29 protein-coding genes and 1 tRNA gene are annotated in these 23,682 nt (G+C 63.6%); 14 read left to right on the top strand and 16 right to left on the bottom strand.

What is annotated here, in order from left to right; translation table 11 throughout:
* Positions 1 to 31: 31 nt before the first annotated feature.
* From VF716_RS13475 to ttcA, 11 genes are all read right to left on the bottom strand, one after another.
* Entirely contained in the window at positions 32 to 328 is a 297-nt protein-coding gene (locus VF716_RS13475; protein WP_013982180.1) for a cyd operon YbgE family protein, read from the bottom strand.
* The gene (gene cydX / locus VF716_RS13470) at positions 325 to 429 is read right to left on the bottom strand and encodes a cytochrome bd-I oxidase subunit CydX (RefSeq protein WP_003292563.1); all 105 of its coding nucleotides are present in this window, start codon (positions 427 to 429) and stop codon (positions 325 to 327) included. Before cydX ends, VF716_RS13475 begins: the two co-directional genes overlap by 4 nt.
* A 43-nt stretch (positions 430 to 472) precedes the next feature.
* On the bottom strand, positions 473 to 1,615 hold the full coding sequence (cydB, locus tag VF716_RS13465; protein WP_053528124.1) for a cytochrome d ubiquinol oxidase subunit II: 1,143 nt from the start codon (positions 1,613 to 1,615) through the stop codon (positions 473 to 475).
* A gap of 10 nt (positions 1,616 to 1,625) precedes the next feature.
* On the bottom strand, positions 1,626 to 3,257 hold the full coding sequence (locus VF716_RS13460; protein WP_254163036.1) for a cytochrome ubiquinol oxidase subunit I: 1,632 nt from the start codon (positions 3,255 to 3,257) through the stop codon (positions 1,626 to 1,628).
* Positions 3,254 to 3,433 (bottom strand): cytochrome oxidase putative small subunit CydP, encoded by a 180-nt coding sequence (gene cydP / locus VF716_RS13455; protein ID WP_254163034.1) that lies wholly within the window; start codon positions 3,431 to 3,433, stop codon positions 3,254 to 3,256. The genes VF716_RS13460 and cydP overlap by 4 nt, the downstream gene beginning before the upstream one ends.
* Positions 3,434 to 3,776: 343 nt before the next feature.
* Positions 3,777 to 4,328 carry a putative natural product biosynthesis protein gene (locus tag VF716_RS13450; protein ID WP_014596125.1) on the bottom strand — a complete coding sequence of 184 codons (552 nt, stop codon included), beginning with the start codon at positions 4,326 to 4,328 and terminating at the stop codon, positions 3,777 to 3,779.
* Positions 4,329 to 4,433: 105 nt separating this feature from the next.
* On the bottom strand, positions 4,434 to 4,799 hold the full coding sequence (locus VF716_RS13445) for a DUF2946 domain-containing protein (RefSeq protein ID WP_053528126.1): 366 nt from the start codon (positions 4,797 to 4,799) through the stop codon (positions 4,434 to 4,436).
* Positions 4,800 to 4,857: 58 nt separating this feature from the next.
* Complete coding sequence (locus VF716_RS13440; protein ID WP_020307259.1) at positions 4,858 to 5,529, bottom strand: DNA-3-methyladenine glycosylase I; 672 nt, start codon at positions 5,527 to 5,529, stop codon at positions 4,858 to 4,860.
* 141 nt (positions 5,530 to 5,670) lie between these two features.
* Entirely contained in the window at positions 5,671 to 6,747 is a 1,077-nt protein-coding gene (locus VF716_RS13435; protein WP_013982172.1) for a 3-deoxy-7-phosphoheptulonate synthase, read from the bottom strand.
* Between the two features lie 266 nt (positions 6,748 to 7,013).
* Positions 7,014 to 7,142, bottom strand: coding sequence for a hypothetical protein (locus tag VF716_RS13430; protein ID WP_017244708.1), 129 nt, complete (start codon positions 7,140 to 7,142; stop codon positions 7,014 to 7,016).
* A 161-nt stretch (positions 7,143 to 7,303) separates the two neighbouring features.
* Positions 7,304 to 8,128, bottom strand: coding sequence for a tRNA 2-thiocytidine(32) synthetase TtcA (gene ttcA, locus VF716_RS13425; RefSeq protein WP_011912455.1), 825 nt, complete (start codon positions 8,126 to 8,128; stop codon positions 7,304 to 7,306).
* Between the two features lie 133 nt (positions 8,129 to 8,261).
* Between ttcA and VF716_RS13420 the strand changes: the two genes are divergently transcribed.
* The 4 genes from VF716_RS13420 (at position 8,262) to VF716_RS13405 (ending at position 11,016) form a co-directional block, all read left to right on the top strand.
* The gene (locus VF716_RS13420; protein WP_125853177.1) at positions 8,262 to 8,855 is read left to right on the top strand and encodes a DNA-J related domain-containing protein; all 594 of its coding nucleotides are present in this window, start codon (positions 8,262 to 8,264) and stop codon (positions 8,853 to 8,855) included.
* A 139-nt stretch (positions 8,856 to 8,994) separates the two neighbouring features.
* The gene (locus VF716_RS13415) at positions 8,995 to 9,594 is read left to right on the top strand and encodes a Yip1 family protein (protein WP_049339877.1); all 600 of its coding nucleotides are present in this window, start codon (positions 8,995 to 8,997) and stop codon (positions 9,592 to 9,594) included.
* A gap of 162 nt (positions 9,595 to 9,756) precedes the next feature.
* A complete protein-coding gene (locus tag VF716_RS13410) occupies positions 9,757 to 10,458 on the top strand; it encodes a Yip1 family protein (protein ID WP_011912452.1) in 702 nt (233 codons plus the stop codon).
* Positions 10,459 to 10,521: 63 nt separating this feature from the next.
* Positions 10,522 to 11,016: a SprT family zinc-dependent metalloprotease gene (locus tag VF716_RS13405; protein WP_011912451.1), complete on the top strand. Its 495-nt coding sequence runs from the start codon at positions 10,522 to 10,524 to the stop codon at positions 11,014 to 11,016.
* A 15-nt stretch (positions 11,017 to 11,031) separates the two neighbouring features.
* Here VF716_RS13405 and VF716_RS13400 read toward each other — a convergent pair whose 3' ends face one another.
* On the bottom strand, positions 11,032 to 12,207 hold the full coding sequence (locus VF716_RS13400; protein ID WP_011912450.1) for an MFS transporter: 1,176 nt from the start codon (positions 12,205 to 12,207) through the stop codon (positions 11,032 to 11,034).
* Between the two features lie 183 nt (positions 12,208 to 12,390).
* Between VF716_RS13400 and napE the strand changes: the two genes are divergently transcribed.
* The 5 genes from napE to VF716_RS13375 are packed head-to-tail and all read left to right on the top strand — an operon-like array spanning position 12,391 to position 16,495.
* Positions 12,391 to 12,570: a periplasmic nitrate reductase, NapE protein gene (gene napE, locus VF716_RS13395; protein ID WP_011912449.1), complete on the top strand. Its 180-nt coding sequence runs from the start codon at positions 12,391 to 12,393 to the stop codon at positions 12,568 to 12,570.
* A 59-nt stretch (positions 12,571 to 12,629) separates the two neighbouring features.
* Positions 12,630 to 12,884, top strand: coding sequence for a chaperone NapD (locus tag VF716_RS13390; protein ID WP_014596119.1), 255 nt, complete (start codon positions 12,630 to 12,632; stop codon positions 12,882 to 12,884).
* Positions 12,884 to 15,388 carry a nitrate reductase catalytic subunit NapA gene (gene napA, locus VF716_RS13385; RefSeq protein ID WP_013982167.1) on the top strand — a complete coding sequence of 835 codons (2,505 nt, stop codon included), beginning with the start codon at positions 12,884 to 12,886 and terminating at the stop codon, positions 15,386 to 15,388. The genes VF716_RS13390 and napA overlap by 1 nt, the downstream gene beginning before the upstream one ends.
* An 11-nt stretch (positions 15,389 to 15,399) precedes the next feature.
* Positions 15,400 to 15,888 carry a nitrate reductase cytochrome c-type subunit gene (locus VF716_RS13380; protein ID WP_011912446.1) on the top strand — a complete coding sequence of 163 codons (489 nt, stop codon included), beginning with the start codon at positions 15,400 to 15,402 and terminating at the stop codon, positions 15,886 to 15,888.
* A 10-nt stretch (positions 15,889 to 15,898) separates the two neighbouring features.
* A complete protein-coding gene (locus VF716_RS13375) occupies positions 15,899 to 16,495 on the top strand; it encodes a cytochrome c3 family protein (protein ID WP_011912445.1) in 597 nt (198 codons plus the stop codon).
* Positions 16,496 to 16,555: 60 nt separating this feature from the next.
* On the opposite strand, the gene dcd is transcribed toward VF716_RS13375, so the two are convergent.
* Entirely contained in the window at positions 16,556 to 17,122 is a 567-nt protein-coding gene (gene dcd / locus VF716_RS13370) for a dCTP deaminase (RefSeq protein WP_013982166.1), read from the bottom strand.
* A 327-nt stretch (positions 17,123 to 17,449) separates the two neighbouring features.
* Between dcd and VF716_RS13365 the strand changes: the two genes are divergently transcribed.
* Positions 17,450 to 17,659 carry a cold-shock protein gene (locus tag VF716_RS13365; RefSeq protein ID WP_003282211.1) on the top strand — a complete coding sequence of 70 codons (210 nt, stop codon included), beginning with the start codon at positions 17,450 to 17,452 and terminating at the stop codon, positions 17,657 to 17,659.
* A 104-nt stretch (positions 17,660 to 17,763) separates the two neighbouring features.
* On the opposite strand, the gene apbC is transcribed toward VF716_RS13365, so the two are convergent.
* The gene (apbC, locus tag VF716_RS13360; RefSeq protein ID WP_020307256.1) at positions 17,764 to 18,858 is read right to left on the bottom strand and encodes an iron-sulfur cluster carrier protein ApbC; all 1,095 of its coding nucleotides are present in this window, start codon (positions 18,856 to 18,858) and stop codon (positions 17,764 to 17,766) included.
* A 170-nt stretch (positions 18,859 to 19,028) separates the two neighbouring features.
* On the opposite strand from apbC, the gene metG reads away from it, so the two are divergent.
* From metG to VF716_RS13340, 4 genes are all read left to right on the top strand, one after another.
* Positions 19,029 to 21,068 carry a methionine--tRNA ligase gene (metG, locus tag VF716_RS13355; RefSeq protein WP_125920598.1) on the top strand — a complete coding sequence of 680 codons (2,040 nt, stop codon included), beginning with the start codon at positions 19,029 to 19,031 and terminating at the stop codon, positions 21,066 to 21,068.
* A 57-nt stretch (positions 21,069 to 21,125) separates the two neighbouring features.
* On the top strand, positions 21,126 to 21,332 hold the full coding sequence (locus tag VF716_RS13350; RefSeq protein WP_020307253.1) for a cysteine-rich CWC family protein: 207 nt from the start codon (positions 21,126 to 21,128) through the stop codon (positions 21,330 to 21,332).
* The gene (locus tag VF716_RS13345; RefSeq protein ID WP_011912441.1) at positions 21,332 to 22,024 is read left to right on the top strand and encodes a pseudouridine synthase; all 693 of its coding nucleotides are present in this window, start codon (positions 21,332 to 21,334) and stop codon (positions 22,022 to 22,024) included. The genes VF716_RS13350 and VF716_RS13345 overlap by 1 nt, the downstream gene beginning before the upstream one ends.
* A gap of 79 nt (positions 22,025 to 22,103) precedes the next feature.
* Positions 22,104 to 22,177: transfer RNA gene (locus VF716_RS13340), tRNA-Gly, on the top strand.
* 219 nt (positions 22,178 to 22,396) lie between these two features.
* Here the strand turns inward: VF716_RS13340 and pcaC are convergent.
* Positions 22,397 to 22,795 (bottom strand): 4-carboxymuconolactone decarboxylase, encoded by a 399-nt coding sequence (gene pcaC, locus VF716_RS13335; RefSeq protein WP_011912440.1) that lies wholly within the window; start codon positions 22,793 to 22,795, stop codon positions 22,397 to 22,399.
* A 95-nt stretch (positions 22,796 to 22,890) separates the two neighbouring features.
* A complete protein-coding gene (gene pcaD / locus VF716_RS13330; RefSeq protein ID WP_011912439.1) occupies positions 22,891 to 23,679 on the bottom strand; it encodes a 3-oxoadipate enol-lactonase in 789 nt (262 codons plus the stop codon).
* Positions 23,680 to 23,682 lie beyond the last annotated feature (3 nt).

The raw sequence follows: 23,682 nt of genomic DNA, 5'->3' as shown, positions 1-23,682 counted from the left end.
GGCATCTGTCTGCCCGAGCACCCGAGCCCGCTCAGCCCAGCCTCGCGTGCGCCAGCACGGCATAGCCCAGCGCGCAGAACAGCCAGGCCGGCAGTGGCCCGAGCAGCCAGCGCCAGCCCCACCACTGCGGAACGAAGCCGACGCCGTGCACGAAACCTGCGGAAATCCCCCACATCACCAGCATCAGCTGGGGGTGGCTGTAGCCGCCTTGTCCGTCGAGCATCGCCGCCGGATGGATCAGCAGCACCAGCGCCAGCGGTGACGCCAGCAGCAGAGAGAGAAGCCGCGCGGGAGTCCGGTACAGCAGCCGGTGCGCCATGCCGCTCACGGCTCGGCATCCAGATCCTGGGTGGCTTCCAGCCACAGCGCATTGATGATGCCGAAGCTGCAGGCCAGCAGCACGCCGAGTATCCAGGTGAAGTACCACATAGTCGTCTCCTTGGCGGGCGAGTACGGAAGCCCGCCCGCTCGATCAGTAGAGCCCGTGAGGGTTGGCTTCGATGGTTTTCTGGGTGAGCCGGCCCCACATGCGCACGTAGCTCCACAGCGTGTAGCAGACGATCAGCGGCACGAAGAGGCAGGCGACGACGAACATGATGCCCAGGGTCTTGTGGCTCGAAACCGCATCCCAGATGGTCAGGCTCGAGGCCGGGTCCAGGCTCGACGGAAAGACGAAGGGGAACAGCGCGAAGCCAGCAGTGCAGATGGCGCCGACGATCATCAGACTGGTGCCGAGAAAGCTCACTCCACCGCTGTTGCGACTGGCACCGAGCAGCGCCAGCAACGCCCCGAGGATGCCCGCAGCCGGCGCGATCAGAGTGACCGGATAGCGGCCATAGTTGGCCAGCCAGCCGGCGTTGTCCTGCGCTACCTGCTTGTCCAGCAGCGGATTGAGTGCCGCGCCCGGATCGCTGACAGACAGCTGGCTGAAGCCCTCAACCCCCAACACCAGCCAGGCGCCGGCGGCGGCGAAACCGAGCAGGAATACCAGCGCACACAGCCGTGTTGCCTGCCGCGAGCGTTCGGCCAGCGCGCCGTCGGTGCGCAGCATCAGCCAGGCGCCGCCATGGGCGCTGAGCATGCTCAGGCTGACGACGCCGCAGAGCAACGCGAACGGGTTGAGCAGTGCGAAGAACGAGCCGTGATAGGTCGAGCGCATCAATTCGTCGAGCTGGAACGGCAGACCGAGAAACAGGTTGCCGAAGGCAACGCCGAACACCAACGCCGGCACCGCCCCACCAACGAACAGCGCCCAGTCCCAGGCGTTGCGCCAACGCGGGTCCTCGACCTTGCTGCGGTAGTCGAAGCCCACCGGCCGGCAGAACAGCGCGAACAGCACCAGCAGCATCGCCCAGTACAGCCCGGAGAAGGCCACCGCATAGACCATCGGCCAGGCAGCGAACAGCGCGCCGCCCGCGGTGATGAACCACACCTGGTTGCCATCCCAATGCGGCGCGATGGTGTTGATCGCGACGCGCCGCTCGTTGTCGGTCTGGCCGACGAAGGGCATCAGTGCCATAGCGCCCATGTCGAAGCCATCGGTCAGGGCGAAGCCGATCAGCAGCACACCGATCAGCACCCACCAGACCAGCTTGAGAACCTCGTAGTCGAACATTTTCTTTCCCTCACACGGCGGACGGTTCGGTGGGAACACCCTTGGCGGCAGGCACGGCGACCGCATCGCGCAACTTCTTCGCCTGGCCGGCGGCCTGCAGCTCGAAGTGATAACGACCGGTGTGCAGGCTGCTCGGCCCGAGGCGGGCGAAGCGGATCATCAGGAACATCTCCACCACCAGCAGCAGGCTGTAGAAGGCTACCAGCGCGATCAGCGACCCCCAGATATCGCCGGCGGCAAGCGTCGAGGTGGACAGATGGGTCGGCAGCACCTCGGCGATGGACCAGGGCTGGCGGCCATGCTCGGCGACGTACCAGCCGGTCTGCGCGGCGATCCACGGCAGCGGCAGGCTGAACAGCGCAAACCTGAGCAGCCAGGGCTTGCGCTCGGCATTGCGCTTGATCGAAGCCCAGCTGGCCAGGGCGAACAGCACCAGCATCAGGAAACCGGCGGCGACCATCACGCGGAAGGTCCAGAACAGGCTGAACACATCAGGGATGGTGTCCAGCGCGGCTCGGTGGATCTGCTCGTCACTGGCGTCCACCACATCGGCGGTGTACTTCTTCAACAGCAAGCCGTAGCCCAGGTCCTGCTTGACCTCGTTGAAGGCGGCAATCGCCGCGGCCGACTTGTCGCCACTGCGCAGGACCTGCAGGCGCTCGTAGGCGAGCATGCCGTTGCGGATGCGCAGCTCGTGTTCGGCGATCAGGTCCTTGATGCCCCTGACCTCCTCATCCACCGAACGGGTGGCGATCAGCCCCAGCACGTAAGGGATCTTCACCGCGTAGTCGGTGCGCTGCTCGTCCTGATTCGGCAGGCCGAACAGGGTGAAGCCGGCCGGTGCCGGGTGGGTCTCCCACTCGGCCTCGATGGCCGCCAGCTTGACCTTCTGCACATCACCGATCTCATAGCCGGATTCGTCGCCAAGAATGATCACCGAGATCGTCGACGCCAGGCCGAACACCGCCGCGATGGCGAACGAGCGGCGGGCAAAGCCCAGGTCGCGCTTCTTCAATAGATAGAAGGACGAGATCGCCAGCACGAAGATCGCGCCGGTGACGTAGCCAGCCGACACCGTGTGGACAAACTTGACCTGCGCCACCGGGTTGAACAGCAGCGCACCGAAGTCCACCAGTTCCATGCGCATGGTCTCGAAGTTGAATTCCGAGCCCACCGGGTTCTGCATCCAGCCGTTGGCAATGAGAATCCACAGTGCCGAGAGGCTCGAGCCCAGCGCCACCAGCCAGGTTACGGCCAGATGCTGCACCTTGCTGAGCCGATCCCAGCCGAAGAAGAACAGGCCAATGAAGGTCGACTCCAGAAAGAACGCCATCAGCCCCTCGATGGCCAGCGGCGCGCCGAAGATGTCGCCGACGTAGTGGCTGTAATAGGCCCAGTTGGTGCCGAACTGGAACTCCATGGTCAGCCCGGTGGTGACGCCCAGGGCAAAGTTGATGCCGAACAGCTTGCCCCAGAACTGGGTCATGTCCTTGTAGACCTGCTTGCCGGTCATGACATAGACCGACTCCATGATGGCCAGCAGGAACGCCAGCCCCAGGGTCAGCGGCACGAAGAGAAAGTGGTACATAGCCGTCATGGCGAACTGCAGACGCGATAAATCGACAACGCTTTCCGAGATCATCTCGGCCCTCCCTCGGGGTTTGAGCCCCGCGAATCAAGCAAATGGTCGGCAACGTGCACCGAACCGTTCTCGGGAATGCTGGGTGCATCGAACCAGACGTTTTTTATGGTTATGAGGATTGCGACCTTGACCAGCACTACCAGCACGACGTCTCGCCTGAGCGATGACTTGAACATGCTTACCTCCCGGCTCGCCCGACGCCCGGCAGAAACCTGCCGCAACGCCTGCTGCCATCACCGCCAGTTGCGATTGAAGGCCCCCTTGGGGTGAGGGCCGGGACCCGGACACGCGGCCCGGACTCAATCGCCGCGCCCCAAACCCACCCGTGGAAGCACTGCTCGGGTTCAGGGCGAGCGCAGTGTCGGAAGCGCCGGATCTGGCGACAACTGCGACAGCCTGCCCCACCCCGCCGAGCCGGCCGTGATCGCCGCGCGGCGTCGCTTGCAGAACGTAGCGGCGCGACCGGCAGGCCCCATGCAAAGGCAGCAGAAAACCTGGGGATGCGGCATCCGGTCGCGGTCATGGCACACGCAGCCAGCGGCGAAAGCCATTACCGCCGCTGGCGGCGAGCGGACTCCAGGCGAAGTCCCAGCGCGTCGGCGGCAGTTCCTCGGCCTGTGCTGTCAACCGCGCGGCCTGGCGAACCCGCGGCTTCCAGTCGAAGACCGGCTCGTCGCCAGCCTGCCAGGCCAGCACGATACCGATGGCCGGGCTGTCGTCGCTGGCTACCCAGCGCGCCGCGGCGGCGAGCATCATCGCCTCGATGTCCTGCGCCTCGATCAGCTCGCGATAGTCCGAAGCGAGCAGCCAGCGGCACACGCCGAGGTGGAAGGTCCAGTCGAGGGCGAGCTGGCAGCCATACGCCCAGGTCATGAACTGGCGGAAGATCTGCAGGCCGTCCGGTGGGTCGAGCCTGAGCAGACGCGGGCAGACGTCGAACAGCGCGTGCCAGTACGGCAGCAGCTTGGCATCCAGATGCACGAAGCTGCGCGCGTTGCTGGGGTAGTCCGGGAAAGGCAGCCGATAGCTGACGCGGCTCTCGGCGCGGGTGAAGCGTTCCATCATGGTCATGCTGAAATCCCCTGAAGCGAGCGTGCCGTCGGAGGGTTCCGACAGTTGGCCGGCCGACTGCAGCACTGGCGCAACAGCGGCGGCGGTACGTCAGTCAGGAAAGCTTCAGGGAGCCTGCGGATTCAGCGCCGGCCATTGCTGGCGCGGGCCGCGCAGATCATCGCGCGGGCGCGCGAGCGGCACCCTCGCCCGCCGGCCCAGCCAGCCCAGGGCCAGCAGCACGACGACGGCGAGGAACAGCGAACTGCACAGCGGGCAGTCGAAAGCCTGTTCGGGGGAGTCATGGGCACCTGTAGCGGGCATCTTGCCGCCGGATGACGTGCCATCGGTGAAACAGAAGGCGTCCTGCCCCATGGCCAGCTCGAAACCCACATGGCTGGCATGGTTCAGACTGCAGACAAAGGCATTGAGCAGGATGCAGGTGAGAAGCACCCATACGATCTGCGCACGTTTGTCTTTGACGATGGTCATGTTTGAACTCTACACCGCGCCTATTCACGCAGCGCTGTGCCAAACCGTCGCAGCGTTCTCAGTGGTTCACGGTGAAGGCCAGCATCGCCGAAAGCTGACAGAGCGGGCGGCCACTTTCGGCCTGCCATTGATTGAAGGCCGCCTGAACCGCTGCCTGATCGCGCTGGCTGCTGGGCACCTTGTCGACGATTTCCTGTGCCTTGAGCGCGGCTACCACGTCATTACTGGGCACGAAGGTGTCCTTGCCGGCCATGCGCAACAGGCGCGGCGCCGACAGGCCGCCGAGCTGGCTGCCGTGCCTGGCGAGATAGCGCCACAGGCCGACGATGTCGCTGCTCGGCCAGTCCGCCAGCAGATTGCCGAAGCTGCCCCGCTCCTTGGCCACGTCCAGCACGAACTGGGCATTGCGCGGTACGCTTTTGAGCTTGCCCAGATGACGGATCAACCGGGCGTCCTGCATCAGCCGCTCGATGTGCTCGCCGCCCATCAGCACCACCTTTTCCGGATCGAAACCGAAGAACGCCTGCTCGAAGGCCGGCCACTTGGCGTCCACCAGGCTGTGCTTGAGCCCGGCACGGAAGATGCGCAGGCTGATCAGCGACAGGTAGCGATCGTCCGCGACGGCTCGCAGCTCATCGGTGCTGCGCGGCTGCGGCAACCGCGCTTCCAGCGCCGCCGCGGAACCGAAGCGATTGAGGCAGTATTCGTGCAGCCATTTGTAGTCGTGCATGGATGGGCCTTTCGGTTGATCAAGCGACGGCAAAGGGTGCCGAGGTTGGCGATTGCCTGCAAGCCGGCACTCCGACCGCCCGCAGGCGTGGATGGCGACCGCTACGCCACGGCCTGCCCACCCTCACCCGCCCCGGATGCCTCAACCACGCAATCGCTCGGCTGCCTCGCGCAGCAGCTGCTCGGTGCCGCTCCAGCCCAGGCAGCCGTCGGTGATCGACACGCCATAGCGCAACTCGCCGGAGAGCGGCTGGCAACCATCGAACAGGTGACTTTCGAGCATCACGCCGCGCAAGCTCGCATCGCCGGCCAGGCGCTGGGTGATGACCGACTCCAGCACTGCCGGCTGGCGCAGCGGGTTCTTGCCGCTGTTGGCGTGGCTGCAATCCACCATGATTCGCGGTGCGATGCCCTGCTGCGCGAGGGCGGCACGTGCGGCGGCGACGCTGGCGGCATCGTAGTTGGGTGCGCCGTGCCCACCACGCAGCACCAGATGCGTATCCGGATTGCCGTGTGTCTGCAGCAGGGCCGGATGGCCGAGCTCGTCGATGCCGAAATGCTGGTGCGGGTGCTCGGCCGAACGCATCGCGTCGCAGGCGATGCCGAGGCTGCCATCGGTACCGTTCTTGAAGCCCACCGGCAGGTCCAGCCCGCTGACCAGCTCGCGATGGATCTGCGATTCGCTGGTGCGTGCACCGATCGCGGCCCAGCCAAGCAGATCGTCGAAGTACCCGGCAGCCAGCGGCTGCAGCAGTTCGCTGGCGATGGGCAGACCGGTTTCGAGAATATCCAGCATCAGCCGCCGCGACAGATGCAGCCCCTCGGCCATGTTACCGCTGCCGTCCAGATGCGGATCGTAGACCAGCCCTTTCCAGCCGACGGTAGTGCGCGGCTTTTCCACATAGGTGCGCATCACCAGCAACAGCTGGTCGCTGACTTCGTGCACCAGCGCGGCCAGGCGCTCGGCGTATTCCAGCGCGGCGACGGGATCGTGCAGGGAACAGGGCCCGACGACGACCAACAGGCGCGGATCGTGGCCGTCGAGTACAGCGCGGATGGCGTCGCGGTCGTTGCGGATGCGTGCGGCAAGGGCGTCGCTCAAGGGCAGACGCTGGCGCAATACGGCGGGGCTTGGCAGCGGCTGTGCGCTGCGGCGAGCGACGCTGGCTTCGGCGGTGGCGGCGGGTTGTTTGGCAAGTACGGTGGCGGATGCATTCATGATCTGGCGGTTCCTTCTGCCGGCGCGGGTGGTCCGCGGCGGCGCTACTCGGGTGTTCGGTCGCGTGAGGGCTGTTTGACGTCGAAGCGGCTAAATCGCCAGTCGTAGCGGTAGTAACGATCGATGCGGTAGGTGGTCATGGCGTGTTCCTCGTAGCGTTATGGCCATCGGATGGCCGAAAAAACAAAACCCCCGGTCGGGTGGCCGACCGGGGGTTCGAAAACTGCTCTGGTGGCGACCCTGCTTGCTAGGGCGCCTGTGGGGTATCAGGCGCGCCTGTGGCTAAACCAATACCCAAAGTAATAACCAGCGGCGGCAACCTGCTGCCCACGAACGACCACGGTGCGAATGGCACCGGCATCGACAACGTTGAGGGCTACAGGGTTCAGGGACATGCTGATCTCCAGAAGATGACCGAACCATACTCCGCCAGGCGTGCGGCTTTCAACCCGCGTGGCGAAAAAGCTCGCTGGGTGGGCTTCAGCCCACCGAGGCGATGCGATGAATGACGATGGCGGGCTGAACAAGCCCGCCCTGCGGAAACCGCTAGCGCGACCTACAGGCTCATCACATCGACGAAGCGCGGCGTGGCGCTGTCGTCGATGCGCAGGCTCTTGAAGTCGAAGAGATTGCGATCGGCCAGTTGCGAGGGCACCACATTCTGCAGCGCGCGGAACATGATTTCGGTGCGTCCCGGCGACTTGCGTTCCCACTCCTGCAGCATTTCCTTGACCACCTGGCGCTGCAGGTTTTCCTGCGAGCCGCAGAGGTTGCACGGGATGATGGGGAACTCCTTCATCTTCGAATACGCCTCGATGTCTGCCTCGCTGCAGTAGGCAAGGGGCCGGATCACCACGTTGCGTCCATCGTCGGAGAGCAGCTTGGGCGGCATGGCTTTCAGCGTGCCGCCGTAGAACATGTTGAGGAAGAAGGTTTCCAGGATGTCGTCGCGATGGTGCCCGAGCGCCATCTTGGTCGCACCGATCTCGTCGGCGAAGGTGTACAGCGTGCCGCGGCGCAGACGTGAACACAGCGAACAGGTGGTCTTGCCTTCCGGGATCTTCTCCTTCACCACCGAGTAGGTGTCCTTCTCGATGATGTGGTACTCGACGCCGATGGACTTCAGGTACTCAGGCAGGACGTGCTCGGGGAACCCCGGCTGCTTCTGGTCCATGTTCACCGCGACCACTTCGAACCTGATCGGCGCGACCTTCTGCAGATAGAGCAGCACGTCGAGCATGGTGTAGCTGTCCTTGCCGCCGGACAGGCAGACCATGACCTTGTCGCCATCCTCGATCATGTTGAAGTCGGTGACGGCCTCGCCGGCGAGGCGGCGCAGGCGCTTCTGCAGTTTGTTCTGGTTGACCGAGAGGTTGCCCATGTCAGGTGTCCGGGTGAGATGCGAAAACCGCGCATTTTACGCGTAAAGCAGACCCGACCGCAGCCCGTTCGCCGTGTGGCCGATGTGAACCAGCCCTGACCCGCCGTTGCTGGCCCTGTGCTAGTCTCGGCCGATGGACGACCTCTCCCCCGCACTGGATCTGCCAGACCATCTGCTCCTGCTGTTGCAGGAAAAGCCCGAGGGCCGCAGCGAATACGAGCTGATCCAACAGCTCAAGCGACGGCACAGCACGCACGTGCCCAATTTGCCGCTGACCGACAAGCTGGTGCTTTTCCGCACGCATTTCCTGGTGTTCAACGCGTTGTACCTGCTGCGCGACCGACTCTGGGCCGAGGCCAGCGGCCATCTGCAGATCAATCCATTGCATGTGCAATTGCTGCCCTATTCGGCGGCCAGTGCCGGGCTCACCGAACAGGATGCGCTGCGCGAGTACTACCTTGACCTGAGCAATCTGCGGGATACCGACGAGGACGACGTGGAGCGCCTGCTGGCCAGTTTCTGGACGCGCATGCAGGGCAGCGACGAGAAGCGCGCGGCGCTCGAGCTGTTCGAGCTGGACCGCTCGTCCCAGCCACTGACGCTGGAACTGATCAAGCATCGCTACCGCCAGCTGGTCAGCCTGCATCACCCGGATCGCGGCGGGAGCACTCAGCGCTTGCAGTCGATCAACCTGGCCATGGAAATACTCGCGCGCTATTACCACTGACCGCATAGCTTCGAAACGCTCTAATGCTGCGGATGCATCCGCGAGCTGCATTCCTATACTGCGGCATAAGGTCGCACGCGCCGTCCTCCGATGACGACCGCCAGGCGAAGCGACCCTCCAAAACAGAGGAGACGCTGGCATGATCAATCACGTTTGGGGTTTGTTCGCCCATCCCGGGCAGGAGTGGAACGAGATACGTGGCGAGGAAGAAACCGTCAGCCACATGTATCTCACCCATGTACTGGTGCTGGCAGCGATACCCGCTGTCTCGGCCTATATCGGCGCGACCCAGGTGGGTTGGAGCATCGGCGGTGGAGAGCCGGTCAAGCTGACGCAGGCCAGTTGCATGCAGCTGGCGATACTCTCCTACTTCGCGATGCTGGCCGGTGTGGCGGTAATGGGCGGTTTCATCCACTGGATGGCGCGCACCTACGACGCCAACCCGACGCTTACGCAGTGCATCGTATTCGCCGCGTACACCGCGACACCGCTGTTCATCGGCGGGCTCGCCGGCCTCTACCCGCACCTGTGGCTCGGGATGCTGGTGGGCACCGCGGCGGTCTGCTACACGGCCTACCTGCTCTACGTTGGCTTGCCGAAGTTCATGAACATCCCGGAAGACGAGGGTTTCATGTTCTCCAGCTCGGTGCTTGCCGTGGGGCTGGTGGTGCTTGTGGCCATCATCGCGCTGTCGGTCATCACCTGGGGCATGGGCATCGGCCCGGTCTACGTGCGCTGAGCCGCTGCGCTTGATCAGGCTGCCTTCGGGCGGCCTTTTTCGTACTCGCCAAGGGAGCGCGACGAAACGACAGGGAAACCCTCGCCGCATCTGCCGTTCTAAAGCCATAACGCCGCTGGCGACTCGTAGCGCAGCGGCCCTCAAGGCAGACGGAGACTCGGTATGATCCCGCACTTTTTCACATTGCTAACCCGCCCCGACAAGGCGTGGACCGACATTCGCCGCGACGAGGAGAAGAACAGCTCCAACTACCTTGTCCATCTGCTGCTCTGGGCATTGCTGCCTGCCATCTGCATGTTCATCGGCACCCGCTACGTAGGCTGGAGCCTGGTGGAAAACGAACGCATCTGGCTCGACACCCGCAGCGCGTTCCAGCTGAGCCTGCTGATCTATCTGACGATCATCCTCGGCACCTTCATCATGGGCTTCTTCCTGCGCTGGATGTCGCGGACCTTCGACGCCCGCCCGACATTCAACCAGTGTGTCGGCTTCACCGCCTACGTCATCACACCATTCTTCCTCGCCGGGCTTGGCGCGCTGTACCCGACGCGCTGGATCGCCATCCTGGTGATCGTGGCCGCGGGGGTCTACTCGACCTACCTGCTCTTTGTCGGCCTGCCGAAATTCATGCGTATCGACAACCGCAACACCTTTCTCTACGGCGCCTGTACCTGGGCTGTCGGGCTGCTGGTGCTGGTCAACCTGAAGGTGCCGATGATCCTGTTCTGGCTGCAGGTGCTGGAGCCCACCTATGAGCGCAATACGCCGGAAAACCAGAGCTACGGCTTCGAGGAGAATCGCCCGCAGGACGAACCGGGCGGTCTGGACAACGAACGCCGATTCAACGAACGACCGAACGAGTGACCAACGAGACTGCTCGGCCCCGAGGCGCTTTGGCATAATGCAGCGCTCCCAGGAGTTGCCTCAATGCCCGAGCGTCTCAATGCCCGCGTCGAAGCCTGCTACGCGCTGGCCGAGCAATTTTTCAAGCGCCGCTTCCCCCGCCCCGAGGTGAGCCTGAAGTTGCGCGGCCAGAAGGCCGGCGTGGCTCACCTGCAGCAGAATCTGCTGCGTTTCAACGAACAGCTCTACCGCGAGAACACCGAACACTTCCTGCGCCAGACCGTGGCTCATGAGGTGGCGCACCTAGTGGCGCATCAGATGTTCGGCGCACGGATTCAGCCCCACGGTGAGGAATGGCAACTGATCATGCGCGGTGTCTACGAGCTGCCACCGGATCGCTGCCACACCTATGCGATACGCCGCCGCGTCGGCACACGCTACGTCTATCGCTGCAGCTGCTCCGATCAGGATTTCGCCTTCACGCCGCAGCGCCATGCGCTGGTCGCCAAGGGTCGACGCTACTACTGTCGGCGCTGCAAGACGACGCTGTCGTTCACTGGCGAACAGCGCCGCGAATGAAGCCGTCGCGGTTGCTCAGAGTGCTCGCGCCCGCCAGCCGGCCATGACGAACAGCCCCGCCAGCAGGGCCATCAACGGCTGCCAGCCGGCGTGATCCCAGACATACCCGGCACCGTACCCCACCACGCTCGACCCCAGATAATAGGCGCAGAGATAAAGCGCCGAGGCCTGCGCACGCGCGCCCTGGGCATGACTGCCGACCTGGCCGCTCGCCACTGCATGCGCGGCGAAGAAACCGAGGGTGAACACGCCGAGGCCGACGACAATGCTGGCCAGCCAGGGCGTTGCGCAGAGCCCGACGCCGAGCAGCATGAGCGCCACGCCGCCGCGCAGAACCTGCCGCGCACCGAAGCGCGGCACCAGACGGCCTGCCCAGCCGGCACTGAAAATGCCGCCGAGATAGACGACGAACAACAGACCGATGAACGTGGAAGACAGGCCGAATGGCGCGCCGGCCAAGCGGAAGCCAATGTAATTGAACAGCGCGACGAAGCCCCCCATCAGCAGGAAGCCCTGCAGGAACAGGCTGCGCAGGACCGGGTTCGACAGGTGCAGGCGGAAATTGGCCAGCAGGACCGTCAACGAGAGCGGCTGCGCCTTGAAGTGGCGCGACGCCGGCAGCAACCAGACGAACAGGCTCAAGGCCACCATTCCCAGCGCGGCGATACCGCCGAGCGCCAGCGTCCAGCCGCCCAGATCACTTAACAGGCCGGACAGCAAACGCCCGAGCATCCCACCCAGAGCAGTGCCGCCGATGTACAGCCCCATCGCCGCCGGCAGCGAGTCCGGGTCGAACTCTTCACCGACATAGGCCATCGCCAGCGCCGGCAGGCTACTCAGCGCCAGGCCCAACAGCGTGCGCAATAGCAGCAGCAGATGCCAGGACTCCACCAGCACGCATGCCAGGCCGAGCAGGCTCGCCAACCCGAGCGCTGCAGCCATGACCGGCTTGCGCCCCCAGCTTTCGGCCAGCGCGCCGGAGATCAGTAGGCAGAGTGCGAGCGACAGCGTCGTCAGCGACAGCGCCAGGCTGCTATTGGCCGCGGAAACGGCGAAATGCGCGGCCAGCAACGGCAGCAACGGCTGGATGCAATACAACAGCGCGAAGGTGGCGAAGCCGGCACAGAACAGCGCCAGCGTGGCGCGTCGATAGGCGGCAGTACCGCGTTTGAGGTGGGAGGTTTCGATCATCGTCAACGCCTGCAGCAGGCTGCAAAAAAAGCCGCGCAGGCTAGCACGGTTGCCCCGTCGCCGCGCGCCGATCGAGTGAGTCGCCAGTCAATGGGACCGCGCCGACTGCAAAACTATCGAAACGAACATTGCCCTATGTTGGTCAGTGACTAGACTCCCCTATATGCCAGTCGGAGTAGAACAATGACAGTAACGCCGAATGACACCCGCCCCTCTGTCGCCTCGACCAAGCGGGACGAGACCCGCCTGTTCGTCTTCCTGATCGTGTTTCTGTTTCCCATCCTGAGCGTCGCGCTGGTCAGCGGCTACGGTTTCATCGTCTGGATCGTGCAGATGATCTTCGGGCCGCCGGGCCCAGCCTAGCTCCCGCACCATTGACCGGGGCGCTCACGCCCTGCCACCAAGCCAGACGGAAACGCGTGATGGGACACCCTTTGCATATCGCCAGCCTCCTGGTGCACTGCCGCCCCGAGTGGCTGGCCGCGCTGAAAACCAACCTCCAGTTGCTACCCGGTCTCGAGCTGCATCAGGAAAGCCCCAGCGGCAAGCTGGTGGTGGTGCTCGAGGCCGAGCACGAGTCGCGCATCCTCGCTGCGATCGACCACATCCAGCAGCTGCCTGGCGTCCTTAACGCCGCCCTGGTCTACCACGAAGAACTCCTCGAAGGAGACGCCTGATGAGCCTTACCCGACGTCAATTCGCCAAGGCCAATGCCGCCGCCATCGCGGCGACCGTGGCCGGCATGCCCATCGCTTCGACCGCGAGCAATCTGGTCACCGAAGCGGACGCCACTAACCTCAAGTGGGACAAGGCCCCCTGCCGTTTCTGCGGCACGGGCTGCGGCGTGATGGTGGCGACGCGAGAGAATCGGGTGGTCGCCACGCACGGCGACGTCAAGGCGGACGTCAACCGCGGCATCAACTGCGTCAAGGGTTACTTCCTGTCGAAGATCATGTACGGCACCGATCGCCTCACCCAGCCCCTGCTGCGCATGAAAGACGGCAAGTTCGACAAGCAGGGCGAGTTCCAGCCGGTCACCTGGGATCAGGCCTTCGACATCATGGAGGAAAAGTACAAGGCGGCACTCAAGGCTGGCGGCCCGGAAGCCATCGGCATGTTCGGTTCGGGGCAGTGGACGATCTGGGAAGGTTACGCCGCGAACAAGCTGATGAAGGCCGGCTTTCGTTCCAACAACATCGACCCCAACGCGCGCCACTGCATGGCCTCGGCAGCATTCGGCTTCATGCGCACCTTCGGCATGGACGAGCCGATGGGCTGTTACGAAGACATCGAGGCTGCCGACGCTTTCGTGCTGTGGGGCTCGAACATGGCCGAGATGCACCCGGTGCTGTGGACGCGCCTCACCGACCGCAGACTGAGCGCACCACACGTCAAGGTCGCGGTGATGTCCACCTTCGAGCATCGCAGCTTCGAGCTGGCCGACATCCCGATGATCTTCAACCCGCAGACCGACCTGGTGATCCTCAACTACATCGCCAACCACATCATCCAGAGCGGCGCGGTGAACAAGGAGTTCATCGACAAGCACACCCGATTCGCCAAGGGTGCCACGAACATCGGCTACGGCCTGCGTCCGACCGATCCACTGGAGCTGAAGGCCGAGAATGCCGCGGTGGCCAACACCTGGACCGACATTGGCTACGAGGACTACGTCGAGTTCCTCAAACCCTACACCCTGGAACACGCCGCCAAGGAATCAGGTGTACCGGCCGAGCGCCTGAAGGCCCTGGCCGAGCTGTACGCCGACCCCAAGGTCAAGGTGATGTCCTTCTGGACCATGGGCTTCAACCAGCACACCCGCGGTGTCTGGGCGAACAACATGATCTACAACATCCATCTGCTCACCGGAAAGATCAGCGAGCCGGGCAACAGCCCGTTCTCGCTCACCGGCCAGCCCTCGGCCTGCGGCACCGCGCGCGAGGTCGGGACCTTCTCCCACCGCCTGCCAGCGGACATGGCCGTCACCAACCCCAAGCATCGCGCCATTACCGAAAAGATCTGGAAGCTGCCCGAAGGCACCATCCAGGAAAAGCCCGGGTTCCACGCCGTCGACCAGAGCCGCAAGCTCAAGGACGGCGTGCTGAAGGTGTACTGGACACAGGTGACCAATAACATGCAGGCCGGTCCCAACGTGATGCAGGAGATCCTGCCAGGCTGGCGCAACCCGGAAACCTTCGTGATCGTGTCGGACGTCTACCCCACGGTCTCCGCCCAGGCCGCCGACCTCATCCTGCCCAGCGCCATGTGGGTGGAGAAGGAAGGCGCTTACGGCAATGCCGAGCGCCGCACCCAGTTCTGGCACCAGCTGGTCACCGCACCCGGCGAGGCGCGCTCGGATCTGTGGCAACTGGTGGAGTTTTCCAAGCGCTTCCGCGTCGATGAGGTATGGCCGGCGGAGCTGCTGAGCAAGGCGCCGGAGTTCAAGGACAAGACGCTGTTCGACGTGCTGTTCAAGAATGGCCAGGTCGATCGTTTCTCCAACGACGAAATCGCCGAGGGTTATGCCAACCATGAGGCGGAGGCATTCGGCTTCTATCTGCAGAAGGGCTTGTTCGAGGAGTACGCCGAGTTCGGCCGCGGCCACGCCCACGATCTGGCGGCGTTCGACGTCTACCATCGTGAACGCGGCCTGCGCTGGCCGGTGGTCGACGAGAAGGAGACCCAGTGGCGCTACCGCGAGGGTTACGACCCCTACGTCGAAGCCGGCAGCGGTGTGCAGTTCTATGGCAATGCGGACAAGAAGGCGATCATCTTCGCGCTTCCCTATGAGGTGCCCGCCGAGGTGCCGGATGAAGAGTATCCGTTCTGGCTGAGCACCGGTCGGGTGCTCGAGCACTGGCACACCGGCAGCATGACGCAGCGTGTCGACGAACTGCACAAGGCGGTTCCTGACGCCCTCGTCTACATGCACCCCGAGGATGCGCGCAAGCTCAACGTGCGCCGCGGCAGTGTGGTCAAGATCGTCAGCCGACGCGGCGAGATGCAGGGCCGGGTCGAAACGCGCGGGCGCAACAAGCCGCCAATGGGGCTGGTGTACGTCCCGTTCTTCGATGCCAACAAGCTGATCAACAAGGTCACGCTCGATGCCACCGACCCGATCTCCAAACAGACCGATTTCAAGAAATGCGCCGTGAAGATCGAAGTGGTCAGCATCGCCTGAGGAGAGCCGCCATGAAATTCTGCCTACTGCCGCTGACCCTGCTCGCGGTGTTCGGTCTGGCTGTTGCCGCCGAAACCAACTACCCCCTCGACGCCCCCGCGCCGGACGGCCGACGCCCGGGCGGCACCATCACCCAGGAATTCACCCCGCCGCCGTTGCACGACGAGGAAAACAAGGATGTCCGGCGCGAACGCAACTACCCGGAGCAACCGCCGACCATCCCTCACAGCATCCGCGGCTATCACGTCGACAAGAACGCGAACAAATGCCTGAGCTGCCATAGCCGAGCCAACAGCGCCCGCGCCCAGGCACCGATGATCAGCATCACCCACTACACCGACCGCGATCAGCAGACCCTCGCCGCGGTGGCGCCACGACGGTACTTCTGCACGCAGTGCCACGTGCCGCAGCAGGATGTGAAGCCGCTGGTGGAAAACCGCTTCAAGAACATCGACGAGCTGCTGTACCGGGAAACCTCACCATCCACCGGCGGAAACTGAGGGGGCCTGGATGAAGTCGATCAAGTCGTTTTTCAAACGCTACTGGGCCGTCCTGCGGCGACCGAGCGTCCACTACAGCCTCGGCGCGCTGACGCTTGGCGGGTTCATCGCCGGGATTATCTTCTGGGGCGGTTTCAACACCGCGCTGGAGGCCACCAACACCGAGGCGTTCTGCATTTCCTGCCACGAGATGGAAGACAACGTGTTCATGGAGATCAAGGACACCATCCACTACAGCAACCGCTCCGGCGTGCGTGCGACCTGCCCGGATTGCCACGTGCCACACCAGTGGACCGACAAGATCGCGCGCAAGATGCAGGCCTCCAAGGAAGTCTGGGGCAAGATCTTCGGCACCATCAGCACCCGCGAGAAATTCCTCGAGAAACGCCGCGAGCTGGCCGAGCACGAATGGGCACGGCTCAAGGCGAACGACTCGCTGGAGTGCCGCAACTGCCACAACTTCGACTACATGGACTTTACCCGGCAGGGCAAGCGCGCAGCGGAGTTCCACTCCACCGCCCTGGCCAGCGGCGAGGCGACCTGCATCGACTGCCACAAGGGCATCGCCCACAAACTGCCGGACATGCGAGGGGTGCCGGGCTGGTAACCGGCAGATCGGCGCAAAAAAAACCTGGCTCAGGCCAGGTTTTTTCACATCCGGAAAAGCTTAGGCCTTCGGCAGCGTCACGCCGCGCTGGCCCTGGTACTTACCGCCGCGGTCGCGGTAGGACACCTCGCACTCCTCATCCGATTCGAGGAACAGCATCTGCGCCACACCTTCGTTGGCGTAGATCTTCGCCGGCAGCGTGGTGGTGTTGGAGAACTCCAGGGTCACATGCCCTTCCCACTCAGGCTCCAGCGGCGTCACATTGACGATGATGCCGCAGCGCGCATAGGTGCTCTTGCCCAGGCAGATGGTCAGCACGTTGCGTGGAATGCGGAAGTACTCGACGGTGCGGGCCAGCGCGAAGGAGTTCGGCGGGATGATGCAGACGTCGCTCTTGATATCGACGAAGCTCTTCTCGTCGAAATTCTTCGGGTCCACCGTTGCCGAGTTGATATTGGTGAAGACCTTGAATTCGTCAGCGCAGCGCACATCGTAACCGTAGCTGGAGACACCGTAGGAGATCAGCCGGTCATTGCCTTCATTGCGCACCTGGCGCTCGACGAAAGGCTCGATCATGCCGTGTTCCTGGGCCATGCGGCGAATCCACTTGTCCGATTTGATGCTCATGGCTGGCGTCCTGAATAGGTTAATGGGCCTGCGAAGAGGCGCATCTTACCGAGCCTGGCGCGGGTGTTCAAAGCCTGGCTACTGGCGCGCCGCAACGGCCGTCACAGCCAGCAGCAGCCACTCGGCGAAGAAATCCAAAATAAAGCTCGCTTTGCTCCAGAAAAACGGTATTGTTACTGGGCTGCTGCTGCATGTGTCACCGTGAATCGCTACATGTTTAGATTTCGATCCAAATATCGATACGACTCCTATCTCCTTGCACACAGTGATGTTCGGGCCTTTTAGCCCGCACTTTATTCTTCAAAACTTGGTTCAAGGAGACATCAAATGTCCAATCGCCAAACCGGTACCGTTAAGTGGTTCAACGATGAGAAAGGCTTCGGCTTCATCACTCCGCAATCCGGTGACGACCTCTTCGTACACTTCCGTGCCATTCAGGGTGACGGCTTCAAGAGCCTGAAAGAAGGCCAGCAAGTCTCCTTCGTCGCTACCCGCGGCCAGAAAGGCATGCAAGCTGAGGAAGTTCAGGTTATCTAACCTGAGGCTTCTCTGAAAAAGCCCCGCTTCGGCGGGGCTTTTTTGTGCCTGCGATTTCCTTCAGCCTGCGGGCGGCGAGCTGACGCCGCCCGCAGGCTGTCGACTCAATCCTCGGACACCACGATCTTCGGCATCGACTGGGCGATGATCTGCCCCCTCTGGGCGATGCGAGCGCCGACGGTACGCGCCATCTGCTGATAGATCATGGCGATCTGGCTGTCCGGATCGGCAATGGTGGTCGGCTTGCCGGCATCCGACTGACTGCGGATCGCCATCGACAGCGGCAGCGAGGCCAGCAGATCGACGTTGTACTGCGAAGCCAGCTTCTCGCCGCCACCCTCGCCAAACAGGTGTTCGGCATGACCGCAGTTGGAGCAGATGTGGATGGCCATGTTTTCCACCACGCCCAGCACCGGGATATTGACCTTGCGGAACATCTCCACGCCTTTCTTGGCATCCAGCAGAGCCAGGTCCTGTGGCGTGGTGACGATCACCGCGCCGGTCACCGGGACCTTCTGCGCCAGCGTCAGCTGGATATCCCCGGTGCCCGGCGGCATGTCCACCACCAGGTAGTCGAGATCGTTCCACTCGGTCTGGGTGATCAGCTGCAGCAGCGCACCTGACACCATGGGCCCGCGCCAGACCATCGGCGTCTTGTCATCGGCGAGGAAGGCCATCGACATGACCTGCACGCCATGCGCCTGCAATGGAATGAACGCCTTGCCGTCACGGATCTCCGGCCGGGTGCCCTCGGCGATGCCAAACATGATGCCCTGGCTCGGCCCGTAGATGTCGGCATCCAGCACGCCGACCCGCGCCCCCTCACGGGCCAGCGCCAGCGCCAGATTAGCCGCCGTGGTGGACTTGCCGACGCCGCCCTTGCCGGACGCCACCGCGATGATGTTCTTCACATTGGCCAGTGCCGGCACCTGATCCTGCGCCTTGTGCGCACGGATCACGCAGTCCACCTGCACATCGGCACGGTTGACGCCCTCGAGCCCTTCAATGGCCATCGCCAGCATCTGCGCCCAACCGCTGCGAAACAGCCCGGCGGCGTAGCCCAGCTCCAGCTGCACGCTGACCCGGTCGCCCTGGATGTCGATTGAACGCACACAGCCGGCGCTCACCGGATCCTGATTCAGATGGGGGTCGGTGTACTGGCGCAGTACGGTTTCCACAGCTTCGCGGGTGACGGACATGGTTACTCCTGGAAAGACCGAGCAAATCAGACAGGCATCTTACCCTGCCCTGTAGTTCCGAGCCCACCGACGACCGGGACTACGGCCAACCTTGGTCACGCGGGTGAAAAAACCGTGGCAGAGCTATATAGTTGCAGACTTTCTTTCGCCATTCCGACTGCCGAGTCCCCATGTCCGAAGCCCGCCAGATCCTCGTTACCAGCGCCCTGCCCTATGCCAACGGTTCGATCCACCTCGGCCACATGCTCGAGTACATTCAGACCGACATGTGGGTACGCTTCCAGAAGCTGCGCGGCAACCAGTGCATCTATGTTTGCGCCGACGACGCCCATGGCTCGGCGATCATGCTGCGGGCGGAAAAGGAAGGCATCACCCCCGAACAGCTGATCGCTAACGTCCAGGCCGAGCACAGCGCCGATTTCGCCGACTTCCTTGTCAATTTCGACAACTTCCATAGCACCCACTCGCCAGAGAACCGCGAACTGGCCGAGCTGATCTACACCCGTCTGCGCGACGCCGGGCACATCGCCACCCGCTCCGTGACACAGTACTTCGATCCCGAAAAGGGCATGTTCCTTGCCGACCGCTTCATCAAGGGCACCTGCCCCAAATGCGGTGCCGAGGACCAGTACGGCGACAACTGCGAGAAATGCGGCGCCACCTACGAGCCCACCGAGCTGAAAGACCCGCGCTCGGCGATCTCTGGCGCCACCCCGGTGCTCAAGGACTCCAAGCACTTCTTCTTCAAGCTGCCCGACTTCGAGGCGATGCTCAAGGAATGGACCCGCGGCGGCGCGCTGCAAGAGTCGGTGGCCAACAAGATCGCCGAGTGGCTCGACGGTGGCCTGCAGGAATGGGACATCTCCCGCGACGCCCCCTACTTCGGCTTCGAGATCCCCGGCGAGCCGGGCAAGTACTTCTACGTCTGGCTGGATGCACCGATCGGCTACATGGCGAGCTTCCGGAATCTCTGCAAGCGTCGTCCCGAGCTTTCTTTTGACGCCTTCTGGAGCAAGGACTCGAGCGCCGAGCTGTATCACTTCATCGGCAAGGACATCATCAACTTCCACACTCTGTTCTGGCCAGCCATGCTGGACGGCGCGGGCTTCCGCAAGCCGACCGCGGTGAACGTGCATGGTTACCTGACGGTGAACGGGCAGAAGATGTCCAAGTCGCGCGGCACTTTCATCAAGGCGCGCACCTACCTCGACCATCTGAACCCCGAATATCTGCGCTACTACTATGCGTCCAAGCTCGGCCGTGGCGTCGACGACCTCGATCTGAACCTCGACGACTTCGTGCAGAAGGTCAACTCCGACCTGGTCGGCAAAGTGGTCAATATCGCCAGCCGCTGCGCCGGCTTCATCCACAAGGGCAACGACGGCGTGATGGTCGAGGCCAACCCAGAGCCGGAACTCTGGGCAGCCTTCCAAGCCGCCGCGCCGAGCATTGCCGACGCCTACGAGGCGCGTGATTTCGCTCGCGCCATGCGGGAGATCATGGCCCTGGCCGACCGCGCCAACGCCTGGATCGCCGACAAGGCGCCCTGGGCGCTGAACAAGGTCGAGGGCAAGCAGGCCGAGGTGCAGGAAATCTGCGCCCTGGGCGTCAACCTGTTCCGCCAGTTGGTGATCTTCCTCAAGCCCGTGCTGCCGAACCTGGCGGCCGCTGCCGAGCAGTTCCTCAACGTAGCGCCGCTGAGCTGGGACGACCATGCCACGCTGCTGGCCAATCACAAGCTCAACGCCTTTACCCCGCTGATGACCCGCATCGAGCCGGCTAAGATTGACGCCATGATCGAAGCCTCCAAGGAAGATCTGGCCGCCAGCGAAGCCGCTGTTCCAGCTGGCAACGGCGAACTGGCCAAGGCACCGTTGGCCGCCGAGATCAACTTCGACACCTTTGCCGCGGTGGACCTGCGTATCGCCCTGATCGAGAAAGCCGAGTTCGTCGAGGGCGCCGACAAGCTGCTGCGCCTGACCCTGAATATCGGCGATGCCACGCGCAATGTCTTTTCCGGCATCAAGAGCGCCTATCCCGACCCGAGCAAGCTCGAAGGCCGGCTGACCCTGTATGTCGCCAACCTGGCGCCGCGCAAGATGAAGTTCGGCATGTCCGAGGGCATGGTGCTGGCGGCAGGCCCTGGCGGCAGCGAGATCTATCTGCTCAGCCCGGATAACGGCGCCAAGCCCGGCCAGCGCGTCATGTAACCCGGCTTCGCGTGCCGGCCCGCCGGCACGCGAAGCTCGTCGTTAAACGGAAATGCCATGAGCGAGCCTGTAGATTCGTCACGCTGCCCGCTCTGCGGCCAGCCCAACCAGTGCGCCGAGTGCGATCCCGCCGCGGACCAGCCATGCTGGTGCTTTACCACCACCATTCCCCAGGACACGCTCGACGGCATTCCCGCTGCCCTCAGAAACCGGGCCTGCATCTGTCCTCGCTGCGCTCGTCGTGAAACCGCAGCCAAAAGCTGATGCGCCTCGATCGTTATCTCGGTAGCCGCGCACAGCTCAGCCGCCAGGACGTCCGCCGGCTGGTGAGCGATGGCCGAGCACGAGTAAACGGCGAAGTCACTCGCACCCTGGACCGGGAGGTGCGCATATTCGACTGTGTCGAACTTGATGGTCAGGTTCTGCAACCGGGCAAGGTCGCCCGCTATGTGATGCTGCACAAACCCCCCGGCTGCGTCAGCGCCACCCGTGATGCCGCACATCGCACGGTGATCGACCTGATCGATGAACCGGACAAGGATGACCTGCATATCGCCGGCCGCCTCGACTTCAATACCACCGGCCTCATGCTGCTGACCAACGACGGCCAGTGGTCACGCCGCCTGACTCAGCCGACCAGCCTGCAAGGCAAGGTCTATCTGGTGGAAACCGAAGACGAGATCGATCCCGGCTGCGTCGGGGCCTTCGCCCGAGGCCTGTACTTTCGTTTCGAGGATCTCACCACCCTACCGGCCGAACTGGTGCTGCTGGGCCCTCGCCGAGCCCGCCTGACCCTGCATGAAGGGCGCTACCACCAGGTCAAACGCATGTTCGGCCACTTCGGCAACAAGGTCACCGCCCTGCACCGCGAGAGCATGGGCCCACTATTGCTGGATGCCAGCCTGACACCCGGCTGCTACCGACCATTGACGGACAACGAGATCGCACAAATTTGACCGCCCATAGCCACCGGCCAGAAAAACCTGCCGCCACGCTTCATTTCATCCCAGCCTTCTGGTAAAAAGGCACCCCTGAGCGGGCGTCGTATAATGGCATTACCTGAGCTTCCCAAGCTCATGACGAGGGTTCGATTCCCTTCGCCCGCTCCAGTCACCTATCGTTAAAGCCCTGTTTTTACAAGGCTTTTTCGTTTCTGGTTTTTGCTTCTGAGCTATCCACCGCCAGGCCCTACGCCGCCGCCACCGGCATGGCCGCATTACGTTGCCGGGGTATGTGGCATCCCGCGCTAGGACGCCAGGCAAAACGCCCCGGCCACCGGTAAGGCGGTACGGGGCGTGGGTGGGGCGAGAACGGCTGGCGCAGTGGGTTCAGGACTCGCCGAGCGATTCGACGCCCAGCTCGGCGTAGACTTCCTCGGCCAAGTGGAAGCTGGCGTTGGCCGCCGGGATGCCGCAGTAGATGGCACTCTGCAGCAGCACTTCCTTGATCTCCTCACGGGTGACGCCGTTATTGCGCGCGGCGCGCAGGTGCAGCTTCAGCTCGCCCTCGCGGTTCATGCCGATCAGCATGGCAATGGTGATCAGGCTGCGGGTGTGGCGTGGCAGGCCGGGCCGGGTCCAGATATCACCCCAGGCATGGCGGGTGATCATCTCCTGGAACTCGGCGTTGAACTCGCTGATGTTGCTCAGGCTGCGGTCGACATGGGCATCGCCGAGCACCGCGCGCCGCACCTGCATGCCGGCTTCGTAGCGTTGTTTCTCGTCCATTGTGGGGCGTCTCCTGTCAGGGCGAGCCGGCGACTGAGGCCGGTCCGCCGAGATAAGCAGTGTTTAGAGGTTGCGGTGGACTGAACGACCAGCGCTCAGCCTCGAAGAAAATCCAGCACGGCCCGGGTGAAGACCTCGCCCGCCTCAACGTTGGACAGGTGCGCCGCGTCGAAATCCACCCGCTTGGCGCCGGCGATGCGCTGCTCCATGAACTGGCCATGCTCGACCGTCGTGACCGGGTCCTGTGTGCCGCAGACCACCAGGGTCGGCGCCTTGATCGCACCCAGCTGCTCGCGAAAATCGGCATCGCGCACCGCCGCGCAGTTGGCCGCGTAGCCATCCGGCGCGGTGCTGGCGATCATCTCGGTGATACGCGCCGCCACCGCCGGGTTGGCCTGGGCGAAGGCCGACGTGAACCAGCGCGCGATGGAGGCATCGCGCATGTCGCGCATGGCCTGCTCACGGCCGGTCAGCACGCCCTCGATGCGCGCGTTCCAGACCTCGTCGGTACCGATTTTCGCCCCGGTATTGCACAGCACCAGGCGCTCGAGGCGGTCCGCGGCATGGATACCCAGCCACTGGCCGATCAGTCCGCCCATGGACAGCCCGCAGAAGGAGAAGCGCTCGATGCCGAATGCAGCGAGCATACCGAGCACGTCATGGCCCAGCTGCTCGATGCTGTATGGCCCCGGCGTGAAGCCCGAAGCGCCATGGCCGCGGGTGTCGTAGCGCAGCACGCGGAAATGCTCGGCGAAGGCCGGAATCTGCGCGTCCCACATGTGCAGGTCGGTGCCCAGGGAATTGGAGAGCACCAGCACAGGCGCGCTCTCCGGGCCGTCGAATCGGTAGTTCAGGCTGACATCGGCCAGTTGTACGCTCGGCATCGT

Origin of the sequence: Stutzerimonas sp. Brlt_14, assembly GCF_051948915.1 — a bacterium.
GTDB classification, from domain to species: Bacteria; Pseudomonadota; Gammaproteobacteria; order Pseudomonadales; family Pseudomonadaceae; genus Stutzerimonas; species Stutzerimonas stutzeri.
Note: the sequence above shows the minus strand (reverse complement) of the source record. Positions and strands in the feature narration are given on the sequence as shown.